The organism is Azoarcus indigens, assembly GCF_004361735.1.
Classification (GTDB): Bacteria; Pseudomonadota; Gammaproteobacteria; order Burkholderiales; family Rhodocyclaceae; genus Azoarcus; species Azoarcus indigens.
Window position 1 is genome coordinate 370,329 of record NZ_SNVV01000001.1, and the last position, 13,859, is coordinate 384,187.

A 13,859-nucleotide genomic window follows, 5' to 3' on the forward strand; every position below is an offset into this window, starting at 1 on the left:
CTGGACCTGGCCGCGTGCAAGGAACCGCGCCGCCGTCCGGTCTACGCAGGCAACATCTTCCCCACGCATCGTGGGCCGCCACTGGAGGAAGACAAGGTGCGCATCATCGATCGGCGCTTCGACAGCAAGAACAAGAGCGCGGTTAATCGCCAGCGCTTCATGCGGCGCTTCAAGCAGCAGATCCGTCGCGCGGTTTCGGATGCAATCCAGGGACGCTCCATCCGCGACCTCGATAACGGCGAGAAGATTTCCATTCCCACACGCGACCTCTCGGAACCCCATTTCCAGCACGGGCGAGGCGGCGAGTGGGAGCAGGTCTTCCCTGGCAACGACCAGTTCTCCGGCGGCGACCTGATCAACCGCCCCATGGGTGGCGGCGCCGGAGGCTCCGGCAGCGGCAAGGCCAGTAATGAGGGCGAAGGAGAGGACGATTTCGTCTTTCAGCTCTCGCGCGAGGAATTCCTCGACGTCTTCTTCGACGATCTTGCCCTGCCCAATCTCGTCCGCACCCAACTCGCACGTATTACCGATTACAAGACGCAGCGCGCGGGTTTCACCTCGGACGGCGTGCCGGCCAATATCAACGTCGTTCGCTCCATGCGCGGAGCCCTCGGCCGGCGGCTGGCGGTCGGCTCGCCCTACAACTCGCGGCTGCGCGAGCTGCACAAGGAACTCGAAGCCCTGCTGAAGGAGCAGGACGAGGACAGCGACGAGGTGCGCGCCCTGCGGGAAGAGATGGGCAAACTGCGCGCCAAGATCGAACGCATCCCCTTCATCGACAGCTTCGACCTGCGCTACAACAACCGGATAAAGGTACCGCGCCCCACCACCCAGGCGGTCATGTTCTGCGTGATGGACGTTTCCGGCTCCATGGACGAGGAGAAAAAGGCCACCGCCAAGCGCTTCTTCATGCTGCTCTACCTCTTCCTCAACCGCAGCTACGAGCACATCGAGGTCGTCTTCATCCGCCATCACACGGTGGCTAAAGAGGTGGACGAGGACGAGTTCTTCCACTCGCGGGAATCCGGCGGCACGGTGGTGTCCAGCGCGCTCAACCTGATGCGCGATGTCATTCACCAGCGCTACGCCGGCGGCGAGTGGAACATCTATGGTGCCCAAGCCTCGGACGGCGACAACTGGGACAACGATTCGCCCATCTGCCGCGAGGTGCTGGGCGAAGGCATCCTGCCCTGGTGCCAGTACTTCGCCTACATCGAGATCACGCCCGGAGAGCCGCAGAACCTCTGGCGCGAGTACGAGAAGCTGCAGGGCGCCCACGCCAACTTTGCCCTCCAGCGGATCGAGGAACCGGCCGACATCTATCCGGTGTTCAGAGAACTCTTCAAGAAGAATCTGGCATGAAGCGGACAGAAAAGAAAAAGCCCCTGCCCGGCGGCTCGGAATGGTCCTTCGAGAGCATAGAGCGCTACCACACCGAGATCGCCCGTGTGGCCGCGCAGTACGGCCTGGACACCTATCCCGTGCAGATCGAGGTCATCACCGCCGAACAGATGATGGACGCCTACGCCTCGGTGGGCATGCCGGTGAATTATCACCACTGGTCCTTCGGCAAGCAGTTCCTCGCCACCGAGAAGGGCTACCGGCGCGGCCAGATGGGACTGGCCTACGAGATCGTCATCAACTCCAACCCCTGTATCGCCTACCTGATGGAGGAGAACACCCTGCCGATGCAGGGCCTGGTGATTGCCCACGCGGCCTACGGCCACAACAGCTTCTTCAAGGGCAATTACATGTTCCGCACCTGGACCAACGCGGACGCGATCATCGACTACCTCATCTTCGCCCGTAACTACATCGCCCATTGCGAAGAGCGCTACGGCGAAGAAGAGGTGGAGTTGCTGCTCGACTCCTGCCATGCGCTGATGAATCTGGGGGTGGACCGCTACAAGCGCCCGCCCAAGCTATCGCTGGCCAAGGAGAAGCTGCGCCAGCAGGAGCGGGAGGAATACCTGCAGACGCAGGTGAACGATCTGTGGCGCACCCTCCCCATCCACGACACCCATAGCAACGCCGCAGTGGAGCGCCGCTTCCCCGACGAGCCCGAAGAGAACCTGCTCTACTTCATCGAGAAGAACGCGCCGCTGCTGGAGCCCTGGCAGCGCGAGATCGTCCGCATCGTGCGCAAGATCGCCCAATACTTCTTCCCCCAGCGGCAGACGCAGGTCATGAACGAGGGCTGGGCCACCTACTGGCACTACACCCTGCTCAACACCCTGTACGACGAAGGCCTGCTGGCGGACAGCTTCATGCTGGAGTTCCTGCAGTCGCACACCAACGTCGTCTATCAGCCGCCCTACAACACCCGCTGGTACAACGGCATCAACCCGTATGCGCTGGGTTTTGCCATGTGGCAGGACATCCGCCGCATCTGCGAATCGCCCACCGACGAAGACCGCCGCTGGTTCCCGGAGATTGCCGGCAGCGACTGGCGCGAAACCTTCGACTTCGCGATGAAGAACTTCAAGGACGAGAGCTTCGTCGCCCAGTACCTGTCGCCGAAAGTGATGCGGGACTTCCGCATGTTCGCGGTGCTGGACGACGATCGCGAGGACAAGCTCAAGGTCTCCGCCATCCATGACGACTCCGGCTTCCGCCGGGTGCGGGAGGTGCTGTCGGAGCACTACAACCTCGGCAGCCGCGAACCCAACATCCAGGTGTGGAACGTGGATCTGCGCGGCGACCGCTCGCTCACCCTGCGCTTGCAGGAGTACCGCCGCCGGCCGCTGGGCGACAGCACCGAGGAAGTAATGAAGCACATCGCCCGCCTATGGGGCTTCACCGTGCGGCTGGAGGCGGTGGACGAAGACGGTGATGTCGATCTCATCCACGAGACCCGGCTGGAGAAGCGTCGCAACGGCGAACGCTGAGAGAAGGATGCGGAGCGGCGCCCCATCCGCCCGGCCGGAGTGACAATCTGCGCCAGCGTGGCCGCAGCAGCGAAAACCAGCGTGACATGGCGGCCCACGGCGCGGGTCCAGCGCTTAGAATCCGGGCTCTGCCCTGTCCGATAGGCCGCAAGACGCCGCCATGTTCTCGCCTGTTCTCCCCATCTATTCCGTCGCCGGCATCCGCGAGATCGAGAAGACCCTCGTACCCACCGCCCGCCCCTCCCTGATGGAACGCGCCGGGCGCGCTGCGGCGGAGGACGCGGTGCGGCTCATCATGGACCGGCCCGGCCCCATCCTCATCGCCTGTGGCCCCGGCAACAACGGCGGCGACGGCTTCGTCATGGCGCGGCAGCTGCGCCAGGCCGGCCGCGACGTCACCGTTGCCTTCGCCGGTACGCCGGAAGGTCTGCCGACTGAGGCCGCCAAGGCGCATCACGACTACCTCGCTGCCGGCGGCAGCACTGTCTGCGACCTCCCGGCCGCGCCAGCGCAGGGCTGGGCGCTGGTGGTGGATGCCCTGTTCGGCATCGGTCTCACCCGCCCCATCGAAGGCCGCCTCGCCGCCTGGATCCATACCCTCAACGCCCAGCAGGCGCCGCGCATGGCGCTGGACGTGCCCAGCGGCCTGGATGCCGACACCGGCCGCCTGCTGGGCGCCACCTTCCACGCCACCCACACTACCACCTTCATTGCCCTCAAACCCGGCCTGCTGACACTGGACGGCCCCGACCACTGCGGCGAGATCTCGGTGCAGCGGCTGGAAGTCGATGGCCCTGCCTGGGTGCCGGCGCTCGGCCGCGCCATCCGCCCCAGCCTGTTCCGCGAACACCTGGTGCCGCGCCCGCGCAACACCCACAAAGGCCTGCATGGCGACGTCGGCATCCTCGGCGGCGACACCGGCATGGTGGGCGCCGCCCTGCTGGCCGGCCGCGCCGCGCTGTGGCTGGGCACCGGCCGGGTGCTGATCGGCCTGCTGGACGCCCAGGCGCCTGCCGTCGATCCGCTGCATCCGGAACTCATGCTGCGCAGGGCGGACGCGCTTCCCCAGCGGCTCACCGCCCTGGCCGTCGGCCCCGGCCTCGGCACCCGGCCGGAAGCCGCGCCCCTGCTGGCAGCCGCCTTGGCGCGCGACATTCCGCTGGTGCTGGATGCGGATGCCCTCAACCTGCTGGGCCAGGACGCCAGCCTGCGCGACGCCCTGCTCCAGCGCAGCGCGCCCACCGTGCTCACGCCCCACCCGGCCGAGGCTGGCCGCATGCTGGGCAGCGACACCGCCAGCGTGCAGCGCGACCGCCTCGCCGCCACGCTGGAACTGGCCCGCCGCTTCCGCTCGCTGGTGGTGCTCAAGGGTTGCGGCAGCCTCATCGCCACACCCGAGGGCAAGTGGTATGTGAATGGCACCGGCCACCCGGGCATGGCCACCGCCGGCATGGGCGACGTGCTCACCGGCCTGGTCGTCAGCCTGCTGGCCCAGGGCTGGCCGGCCGAATCGGCGCTGATCGCCGCTGTCCATCTGCACGGCGCCGCCGCCGACCGCCTGGCGCGGGAAGGCATAGGTCCCATCGGCCTCACCGCCGGCGAGGTCATCGATGCCGCCCGCGGCGTCTACAACGGCTGGCTGATCGAGGCCACACGCAGCCGTTGATCAGGCACCGCGCCGCTCGCCCGGCGTCATGCCGAAGCGGCGGCGGAAGGCCCGGTTGAAGTAGGAAAGGTCGGAGAAGCCGACCGCGTAGGCGATCTCGCTCACCCGCGTCCGACCGTTGCAGGCCAGTTGCCGCTCCGCCGCCAGCAGGCGCTGCTCCGGCAGATGGCCGGTAAAGGTCCGGCCCTGCTCCTTGAACAGCGCCTGCAGCATGCGCGGCGCCAGGTTCAGGTAGCCTGCGACCGCCGCAAGGTCCACCGACGGCTCACTCAGGCAGGCACGGATATAAGCGCAGCCCCATCCGTATCGACAAAAAACCCTGAAGATGAACGCCCCGCACGATCCGCAGCTGCGGGCCTACACTCCCTAGGTCGGCTCCGCGCCTGGGAGTCCCCCGATCAGCCGGTCACCCCGGTGATCAATCCCTACACCCGCGAGCCCATCGCCCTGGTGCGGCAGGCCACCGCCGCCGACATCGCCGCTGCGCAGGAAGCCTGGGGCAAGACGCTGGCCTCCCAGCGCGAGGCCATCCTCTGCCGTGCCGCCGACCTCGTCGAAAAGCGCCGTATGGAGATCGCCAAGGTGCTGATCGAGGAAGGCGGCAATGTCTTTGGCAAGGCGATGCTCGAGTGCGACTATATGATCACCTTCCGCATCGCCGCTGGGCGCGGCCGCCGGCATCGCCCCCTTCCTGCTCACCGGCAAGAAGCTCGCGCCAGCGCTGGCGGCCGGCAGTGCCTTCGTGCTCAAGCCCTCGCCCTACGCCCCGCCGGCGGCGCTGAAGTTCGCCGAGATCCTGGAGGAAGCCGGCCTGCCGCCGGACGCATTCAACGTCATCCCGACCACCAATGAAGCGCTGGGCGACGAATTGTTCGCCGACCGGCAGGTGAAGCTGGTGACCTTCACCGGCTCGGCCAGGACCGGCCGCATCCTCGCCGAGCTCGCCGGCCGCTACATGAAGTGCATCGTGCTGGAACTGGGCGACAAGAGCCCCGTCGTCGTGCCAAGCTCAAGGCCCGCCTGCCCTGCCGGGCAAGCGGCGGCCTCGCAACGCTTGCCGGCGCGCCGACGCGGATTACAATCGCTGCAACCCCAAGCAGCCAGAGTTCATGCAGAAACTCAGCATCGACCGCCTCCAGCCCGGCATCTTCATTTCCCTCGCCTCCGTGGGCTGGCTGCGCCATCCCTTCCTGATCAACGAATTCCGTCTCTCAAGCGAGAAGCAGATCCAGGCGCTGCGCGAGATGGGCCTGACCGAGATCGCCTGGGACCCGGCGCGCAGCAGCGCCCAGCCCCTGCCTGAGCGTGCCGTCGGCGCCGCCCAGGGCGGGCCCGCCGACGAGGAAGATTTCAGCGGCGCCGCCCTGGCCGGCATGCTCGACGAGAAGCGCGGCCGCGCCGCCCAATTGCGCCAGCAGCGCGAGGGCCTCGCCCGGCGCGAACGCCAGTACGAGCAGGAAGCCATCGCCGCCGGCGAGATCCTCAAAGGCTTCGCCGCCAAGCCGGTGGAATCCCACGCCAGGGCCAGAAACCTGGTGGGTGGCGTGGTCAGCGGGCTGGTCGGCAGCGAGAGCATGGTCATCCACCTGGTGAACCAGAAAAGCCGCGAGGCCGGCATTGCCTTCCACTCGCTCAACGTGATGGTGTTGTCGCTGCTGCTGGGCCGTGCCGCCAATCTAAGCGAGGAAGAGCTGAAGCTGCTGGGCATGGGCGCGCTGATCCACGACATCGGCAAGGCGGAGATCCCCGCCCGCGTGCTGCGCAGCCCGGCCCGCACCCCGCCCGAGGAAGCTTTCTACCGCTCCCACATCGGCTACGGCGTCAAGGCGGTGGCAGCGGTGCGCGACCTGCCGGTACCGGTGCGCAACATCATCGCCTGCCACCATGAGCACTGGGATGGCAGCGGTTTCCCCAACGCCCTGGCCGGCGAGAAGATTCCACGGCTGGCGCGCTTCGCCGCCATCGGCAACCGCTACGACAATCTGTGCAACCCCTTCGACCTGCGCGAAGCCAAGACGCCGGCCGAAGCGCTGCGGCAGATGTTCCGCAGCGAGGCGGCCCACTTCGACCCCACGCTGCTGCAGCTCTTCGTCCGTACCATGGGCGTGTATCCGCCGGGCAGCTTCGTCTCCCTCTCCAACGGCGCCGTCGGCCTGGTGGTGGAGACCCACTCGGACGACCTGCTGCGGCCGCTGGTGATGCTCCACGACGCCGATGTGCCGCGCAACGAAGCCATGCTGCTGGACCTGAAGGAGGTGGACCTCAAGGTCGCCAGCGCCCTCAGCCCGGCCAAGCTGCCGGTGGAAGTGGTGGAGTACCTCGCCCCGCGCGGCCGGGTGGACTACTACGTCGAGGGCAGCAGCTGAGCACTCGCCGGCGCCGCTTTCTCCATCGCTGCACCGGCCAGGCCCGCTCCCGCCGACAACAAGAACAAGGACCATGCCCGACTCCCCCACCCACCTGCTGCGCGCCGTCCTGCTGCTGCTCGGCGCGCTCGTGCTCTTCGTGCTGCTGGACGCAACCTCCAAATACCTTGGCCGCAGCTACCCGGTGCCCATGCTGGTATGGACACGCTACGTGGTGCATTTCCTGTTGATGGTGGTGTTCCTCGCGCCGTCGATGCGGCTGAGGCTGGTGAGCACCCAGCGCCCCGCCCGCCAGGTGGTGCGCTCGCTCTGCCTGCTGGGCACCACCTTCTGTGCCATGGCGGCGCTGTCGCGCATGCCGCTGGCGGAAACCACCGCCATCGTCTTCGCCGCGCCACTCATCGTCACCCTGCTCGCCCGGCCAGTGCTGGGCGAACGCATCGGCGCGCTGCGCTGGGCGGCGGTCACCGTCGGCTTCGCCGGCGTGCTGCTCATCGCCCGCCCCGGCAGCGGCCTGGTGGCGGATGGCATCGCCTTCGCCCTCGGCGGTGCGGTCAGCTACGCCATCTACCAGATCCTCACCCGCCAGCTGTCGCCCACCGAGAACCCGGTGACCATGCTGTTCTACACCGCGCTCATCGGCAGCGCCGGCATGTCGCTGGCGCTGCCCTGGGTCTGGGGCGGGCCGGTGCCGGGGCTGGTGGACGGGCTGCTGTTCCTGTCCATGGGCGTGTATGGCGGCCTCGGCCACTTCCTGCTCATCCGCGCCTTCCGCGACGCGCCGGCTTCGGTGCTGTCGCCCATCCTCTATGTGCAGCTGGTGTGGGCCACGCTGTTCGGCTGGCTGGTGTTCGACCATGTGCCGGACGGCGCCGCGCTTGGCGGCATCCTGACCATCGCCCTGGCCGGCGCCATCATCGCGCTGGACAGCCGCCGCCCGCGGCCCGCGGTGGAGCCGGGCTGAGGCAGGCCCGGTCCGTTGCGGCCGGGGGCCGGTGCTAAAATCGCCCGGTCCACCTAGAAGCGACTCCACTCATGACTCTTTCCGAGCAGCTCCGCGTCGAGATCCAGCGCAACGTCGCCACCTCCCTGGCCGAAGACATCGGCACCGGCGATCTCACCGCCCGCCTCATTCCCGCCGGCACCGATGCCCGCGGCCGCGTCATCACCCGCGAAAACGCAGTGGTCTGCGGTACCGCCTGGTTCGACGCCACCTTCGCCGCCCTGGACCCGGCGTCCACCGTGCTCTGGCACGTGCGCGACGGCGACCGCGTCGAGGCCGGCCAGACCCTGTGCGACGTGGTCGCCAACGCCCGCACCCTGCTCACCGCCGAACGCACCGCGCTGAACTTCCTGCAGCTGCTCTCCGGCACCGCCACCGTCACCCGCCGCTTCGTGGACGCGGTGGCCGGCACCCGCGCCAGGATCATCGACACCCGCAAGACCCTGCCCGGCCTACGCCTGGCGCAGAAGTACGCGGTGGCGGTGGGCGGCGGCACCAACCACCGCATCGGCCTCTACGACGGCATCCTGATCAAGGAGAACCACATCATCGCCGCCGGCGGCATCCGCCAGGTGGTAGAGCAGGCGCGCGCCATCGCACCCTCCAACGTTTTCATCGAGGTCGAAGTGGAGAACCTGGAGGAACTGCGCGAGGCGCTGGACGCAGGCGTCACCATGGTGCTGCTGGACAACATGAGCATGGAGGAAATGGCCGAGGCGGTGCGCATCACCAATGGCCGCGCCGAGCTAGAAGCCTCCGGCGGCGTCAGCTTCGACAAGGTGCGCGCCATCGCCGAAACCGGGGTGGACCGCATCTCCATCGGCAGCCTGACCAAGGACGTCACCGCGCTGGACCTGTCGCTGCGTCACGTCGAGGAATGAGGCGGCTGTGGCCTGAACCAGCGCGTCGAAAGCAGAACGGCCCGCCAATGCGGGCCGTTCGGTTTTTCAGCGCCGGACGTACCGGCTACCGGCGCCATCGTTCAATGCCCGGCATCCATCGCCGGAGCGCCACCACCGCCCGCCGGCTGACGCTGCGGCTTGGCCAGCCAGATCAGCGCCCCCAACCCCAGCAACAGCAGGCCGGACAGCCAGAAGTACTCGTTGGCCGACAGCATGTAGGCCTGGGCGTTGAGCTGGCGCTCGATCTGCGCCAGCGCCGCGTCCTGGCTCATGCCCAGCGACATCAGGCTGTCCAGGTAGCTGCGCGCCGCCGGCTCGTAGGCATTCACATGCTCCGCCAGCTGGGCGTGGTGCATGGAAGCGCGGTTCTCCCAGGTGGTGGTGGACACCGAGGTGCCCACCGCCGCCGCCACCATGCGCAGGAAGTTGGACAGGCCGGAGGCCGCCGGAATGCGGTCCGGCGACAGGCCGGACAGGGTCAGCGAAGTCAGCGGAATGAAGAAGGCCGCCACCGCCGCGCCCTGGATCAGCTGCGGCAGCACCAGCTGCCACGGCCCCACGCCCAGGGTGAATTCAGAACGCATGAAATTCACCACCGCGAACAGGATGAAGGCGGCGCTGGCGTAGAGCCGCGGATCGGTCTTGTGCAGCGTCTTGCCCACCACTGGCGACAGGATCATGGCGAAGATGCCGATGGGCGCGGTCACCAACCCCGCCCAGGTAGCGGTGTAGCCCAGGTATTGCTGCAGCCACAGCGGCATCAGCACCACGCTGCCGAAAAACATGCCGTAGCCCAGCGCGATCGCCACCACGCCGGTGGAAAAGTTGCGCCGCTTGAACAGCGAGAGATCAACGATGGGGTGCTTCTCGCCCAGCTCCCAGATCAGGAAGAAGCAGAAGCCCACCACAGCGGTCACACCCAGGGCGACGATCTGGGCGGAGGCGAACCAGTCCAGCTCCTTGCCCTTCTCCAGCATTACCTGCAGCGCGCCCACCCACAGCACCAGCAAGCCCAGGCCGACCACGTCTATCGGCAGCTTGCGGGTGGGCGACTCGCGATGACGGAAGATGCGCCAGGTAACCAGGCCGGCGAGCAGGCCGGCGGGCACGTTGATGTAGAAGATCCACGGCCAGGACATGTTGTCCGAGATCCAGCCGCCGAGGATGGGCCCCAGCACCGGCGCGATCAGCGTGGTCATCGACCAGGCCGCCAGCGCCACGCCCGCCTTGGCGCGCGGAAAGCTCTGCAGCAGCAGCGCCTGTGACAGCGGAATCATCGGCCCGGCCACCAGGCCCTGCAGCACGCGGAAGGCGATGAGCATCTCCAGGCTGCCAGAGAGGCCGCACAGCAGCGAGGCCAGCACGAACAGCAGCACCGAGCCGACGAACAGCCGCACCTGGCCGAAACGCTGGGTGAGCCAGCCGGTGAGCGGCATGGAGATGGCGTTCGCCACCGCGAAGGAGGTGATCACCCAGGTGCCCTGGCTGGGGCTGACGCCGACGTCGCCGGAGATGGCCGGGATGGACACGTTGGCAATCGTCGTGTCCAGCACGTTCATGAAGGTGGCGAGCGACAGCGACACCGTGGCGATGGCCAGGGTGCGGCCGCTCAGCGGCGGTGGCGGCGCAGAGGTAGGCGCGGCGGCCTGCATGGCAGCGTCTCCGCTCAGCGCAGCACGGCCAGCGGCGCATGGCCGGCGGGAGTGCCGGCCACCGGGGTGCCGGCCACCGGGGTGCCGGCCACCGGACTGCCGGCCACCGGCGCGCCGCGCGACACCGCGGCGCCGAGGTTGGCGGCGACGATGGCCTCCACCCGCTGGCGCGCGCCATCGGCCAGCGAGGGCATGGCCTCGCTGCTGCGGCGCGCCGTCACCCCGGCGCTGGCCAGCGGCTGGCCGTCACCCGGATCACGCCTGTCCACATCCACCACCATGGAGAGGCCGATGCGCAGCGGATGCGCCTTCAGTTCCTCCGGGTCCAGCGCGATGCGTACCGGCACCCGCTGCACAACCTTGATCCAGTTGCCGGTGGCGTTCTGCGCCGGCAGCAGGGCGAAGGCGGAACCAGTGCCGGCGGCCAGGCCGACGACGCGGCCGTGGTACTCCACCTTGCTGCCGTAGAGGTCGGCGGTGAGCACCGCGCGCTGGCCAGGATGCATGCCGCCCAGCTGGGATTCCTTGAAATTGGCCTCCACCCACAGGCTGTCCAGCGGCACCACCGCCATCAGCGGCTGCCCCGGCGACACCCGGGTGCCCACCTGCACGCTGCGCTTCACCACCTGGCCGGCGATGGGCGCGGGCAGCCTGGCGCGCTGCAGCGCCAGCCAGGCCTCTTCCACCTTGGCGGCGGCCTGGGCCACGCTGGGGTGCTGCTCCACCGTGGTGTTGTCGATCAGTGCATGATTGGAGGCGCGCTGCTCGCGGGCATTCGCCAGCGCCGCCTCGGCCGCGTTCACCGTGCTGCGGGCGTGCTGCAGTTCTTCGCCGGACACCGCGCCAGTGCCGGTGAGCGCCTCGCGCCGGCGCAGGTCGTCGCGGGCGCGGGCAAGGTCGGACTGGCGCTGCGCCACGGTGGCGTCCAGCGAGGCGCCGGTGGCGAACAAGGTGCGCACCTCGCGCACGGTGCGCGCCAGCGCGGCCTCCGCCTGGTCCAGCGCCACCTGGGCGTCGGCCGGGTCCAGTTCCACCAGCACGGTGCCGGGTCGCACCTGGTCGGTATCGTCGGCATGGATGGCCAGCACGGTGCCGGCGATCTGCGGGGTGATCTGCACCACGTCGCCGGCCACGTAGGCATCGTCGGTATCCACATGGTGGCGCGCTTCTATCGCCCACCAGGCGCCCCAGGCGATGCCTATGGTGCCGAACACCAGCGCGGTCAGCAGCAGCATGGCGGGGCGCCGGCGCGGCGCGGAACTGGCGGGGGATCGGTTTTCGCTGTCAGACATGATGTCTCCGGGAATCAGGATCGGGCTGCGGCCGGCGTGGCCGAGAAGCCGCCGCCCAGGGCGCGGCTGAGTTCGATGGCGTTATCGCGGCTGCGGGCGGCCAGCTCCACTGCCTGGCGGCGCTGCTCCAGCACCTGGGTTTCCACGCTCAGCACGGTGAGGTAGTTGGAAAGCCCTTCGCGGTAGCGCAGCAGGGCGAGGCGATAAGCCTCCTCCGCCGCCGCCTGCGCCTGCTGCTGCTCGGCGCGCTGGCGGTCCAGCGCCTGCCAGGACACCAGCCGGTCGGCCACGTCCTGCAGCGCGCCCAGCACCGCGCCGTTGTATTGCTCCACCGCTTCGTCCTGTTCCGAGTAAGCCTGGGCGAGGCCGGCGCGCAGGCGGCCGCCGTCCAGGATAGGCAGGCTGAGTGCCGGGGTGATGCCGACAATGCGGCTGTCGCTGCGCAGGAAGTGGTCGAAGCCCACCGCCTGCAGGCCGACAAAGGCGGACAGATTCACGTTCGGGTAGAAGGCGGCCTTGGCGACATCCACTGTCGCGCCGGCAGCGCGGGCGCGGGCAAGGCGGGCCTGCAGGTCCGGCCGGCGGCCGACGAGGTCTGCCGGCACTTCCGGCGGCAGCGTGGCCACCGGCGCCAGCGCCGGGCGACTCAGCTGGCGGCCGCGCTCGGGCCCGGCGCCCACCAGCGCCGCCAGCTGGTTGCGCAGCAGGGCGATCTGCTCGTCCTCCGCCGCCAGCATGGTCCGGGCGGCGAACACCGCGGACTCGGACTGGCGCAGCTCCACCCGCGTCTCCAGCCCAGCCCCCTGGCGCGCCGCGGTCAATTCGCCGATGCGGCTGCGCTGGGCCACCGTGTCGGCCGCCAGATCGCGCAGCGCGTAATGATGATCCAGCTCGCCGTAGGTGCGCACCACCGCGGCAGCCAGCACCAGTTCGGCCTGGCTGCGCTCCAGCTGCGCCGCCTCGACGCCGCTCATTGCCGCCTGCAGGCGGGCACGGTTGCGGCCCCAGAAATCCAGCTCGAAGCTGAAGTCCAGCGTCGCTTCCGGCGTGTTGGCGTAGTTGCCGGCATAGGGCGCCGGCACCATGCCGTAGGCGCTGTAGCGCTGGCGGGTGGCCGAGGCAGTGGCGGAAACCGAGGGCTGCAGCGCCGCACCGGCCTGCGCCGCCTGGGCACGCGCCTGGGCGATGCGGGTTTCCGCCACCCGCAGGTCGGGGCTGCCCTGCAGCGCTTCCTGCACCAGGGCATCCAGCTGCGGATCGCCGTAGGCCCGCCACCAGCCCGCTTCCACCGCTGCGCCGTGGGCGCCGGTGGCAAGCTGGGCGCCGATGCCGGCGGTATCGCGCAGGCTGGCATTCGGGCCGAGGCCGCCAGGTGAAGCACACGCGGCCAGGGCGAGCGCCACTGAAACGGCCAACAGCTGCCGGCCTCTCCGGTTGCGGATGCGGGCAGAAACGGCCTCAGCCAGCCCGTTGGCCGCGGCTTGAGAGCCGCTCAGGCCAGACGGCTCTGAGCGCTCCTCTACCGACTTGATTGTAGTTTTGCTGTTTAGCACGTTACTGCCTATGCAGGTATTTGCTTAAAAAAATTCAGCTTCCAGAAAAGCTGATTTCATTATTCGCCAAGATGCGTTTGAGGAAACCGATCAGCATGTCCAGCTCTTCCTGGCTGAAGCCCTGAAGATGGACGTTGAGCAGATCGACCACCGGCGGGATCACCTGGGGATACAGCGCCTTGCCGGCCTCGGTCATCTCCAGGTGCACCACCCGGCGGTCTTCCTGGCTGCGCACCCGGCGGATGAAGCCTTTCTCCTCCAGGCGGTCGACCATCCGCGTCATCGAACCGGTGTCGGTGTTGATGCAGCGGCATAGCTCGGCGGCGGTACAGCCGGGGCGGGCCTGAACCCGCACCAGCACCAGCCATTGCGCGCTGGTCAGGCCCAGGGGCGCCAGCTTCACGTCCAGGGCGTTGATCAGGCGCGAGCGCACCGAGCCGATGTAGAAGCCCAGGCTTTCTTCGGCCCGGTAGCCTTCCACGGAGTACAAGGGCCTCGAATCGGAGGATGGGGCTTGGGAGTCCGGCACAGCGTTTG

The 13,859-nt window shown here is 68.5% G+C and carries 11 protein-coding genes and 1 pseudogene; 7 read left to right on the forward strand and 5 right to left on the reverse strand.

Going from position 1 to position 13,859, the window contains the following annotated elements; genetic code table 11:
* Positions 1-96: 96 nt before the first annotated feature.
* The 3 genes from C7389_RS01710 to C7389_RS01720 all read left to right on the forward strand — a co-directional run bounded on the left by C7389_RS01710 (position 97) and on the right by C7389_RS01720 (position 4,554).
* Positions 97-1,362 (forward strand): YeaH/YhbH family protein, encoded by a 1,266-nt coding sequence (locus C7389_RS01710; protein ID WP_133588187.1) that lies wholly within the window; start codon positions 97-99, stop codon positions 1,360-1,362.
* The gene (locus C7389_RS01715) at positions 1,359-2,888 is read left to right on the forward strand and encodes a SpoVR family protein (protein WP_133587719.1); all 1,530 of its coding nucleotides are present in this window, start codon (positions 1,359-1,361) and stop codon (positions 2,886-2,888) included. Before C7389_RS01710 ends, C7389_RS01715 begins: the two co-directional genes overlap by 4 nt.
* A 160-nt stretch (positions 2,889-3,048) precedes the next feature.
* Entirely contained in the window at positions 3,049-4,554 is a 1,506-nt protein-coding gene (locus C7389_RS01720; protein ID WP_133587721.1) for an NAD(P)H-hydrate dehydratase, read from the forward strand.
* Here the strand turns inward: C7389_RS01720 and C7389_RS01725 are convergent, their stop codons facing one another.
* Positions 4,555-4,812: a helix-turn-helix transcriptional regulator gene (locus C7389_RS01725; protein ID WP_281275333.1), complete on the reverse strand. Its 258-nt coding sequence runs from the start codon at positions 4,810-4,812 to the stop codon at positions 4,555-4,557.
* Between C7389_RS01725 and C7389_RS25830 the strand changes: the two are divergent.
* The 4 genes and pseudogenes from C7389_RS25830 to nadC all read left to right on the forward strand — a co-directional run.
* Positions 4,720-5,497, forward strand: a pseudogene (locus C7389_RS25830) (aldehyde dehydrogenase family protein); the annotation flags it as partial. The gene C7389_RS01725 and the pseudogene C7389_RS25830 overlap by 93 nt on opposite strands.
* Positions 5,498-5,663: 166 nt before the next feature.
* Positions 5,664-6,920: a cyclic di-GMP phosphodiesterase gene (locus C7389_RS01735; protein WP_133587725.1), complete on the forward strand. Its 1,257-nt coding sequence runs from the start codon at positions 5,664-5,666 to the stop codon at positions 6,918-6,920.
* A gap of 73 nt (positions 6,921-6,993) precedes the next feature.
* Positions 6,994-7,884 (forward strand): DMT family transporter, encoded by an 891-nt coding sequence (locus tag C7389_RS01740; RefSeq protein ID WP_211168151.1) that lies wholly within the window; start codon positions 6,994-6,996, stop codon positions 7,882-7,884.
* A gap of 71 nt (positions 7,885-7,955) precedes the next feature.
* On the forward strand, positions 7,956-8,804 hold the full coding sequence (nadC, locus tag C7389_RS01745; RefSeq protein WP_133587726.1) for a carboxylating nicotinate-nucleotide diphosphorylase: 849 nt from the start codon (positions 7,956-7,958) through the stop codon (positions 8,802-8,804).
* 101 nt (positions 8,805-8,905) lie between these two features.
* Here nadC and C7389_RS01750 read toward each other — a convergent pair whose 3' ends face one another.
* The 4 genes from C7389_RS01750 to C7389_RS01765 all read right to left on the reverse strand — a co-directional run bounded on the left by C7389_RS01750 (position 8,906) and on the right by C7389_RS01765 (position 13,803).
* Positions 8,906-10,477, reverse strand: coding sequence for a DHA2 family efflux MFS transporter permease subunit (locus C7389_RS01750; protein WP_133587728.1), 1,572 nt, complete (start codon positions 10,475-10,477; stop codon positions 8,906-8,908).
* Positions 10,478-10,491: 14 nt separating this feature from the next.
* Positions 10,492-11,769 (reverse strand): HlyD/EmrA/EmrK family protein, encoded by a 1,278-nt coding sequence (locus tag C7389_RS01755; protein ID WP_133587730.1) that lies wholly within the window; start codon positions 11,767-11,769, stop codon positions 10,492-10,494.
* A gap of 14 nt (positions 11,770-11,783) precedes the next feature.
* Complete coding sequence (locus tag C7389_RS01760) at positions 11,784-13,184, reverse strand: efflux transporter outer membrane subunit (RefSeq protein WP_246034589.1); 1,401 nt, start codon at positions 13,182-13,184, stop codon at positions 11,784-11,786.
* 172 nt (positions 13,185-13,356) lie between these two features.
* Entirely contained in the window at positions 13,357-13,803 is a 447-nt protein-coding gene (locus tag C7389_RS01765) for a MarR family winged helix-turn-helix transcriptional regulator (protein WP_246034600.1), read from the reverse strand.
* Positions 13,804-13,859: the final 56 nt, after the last annotated feature.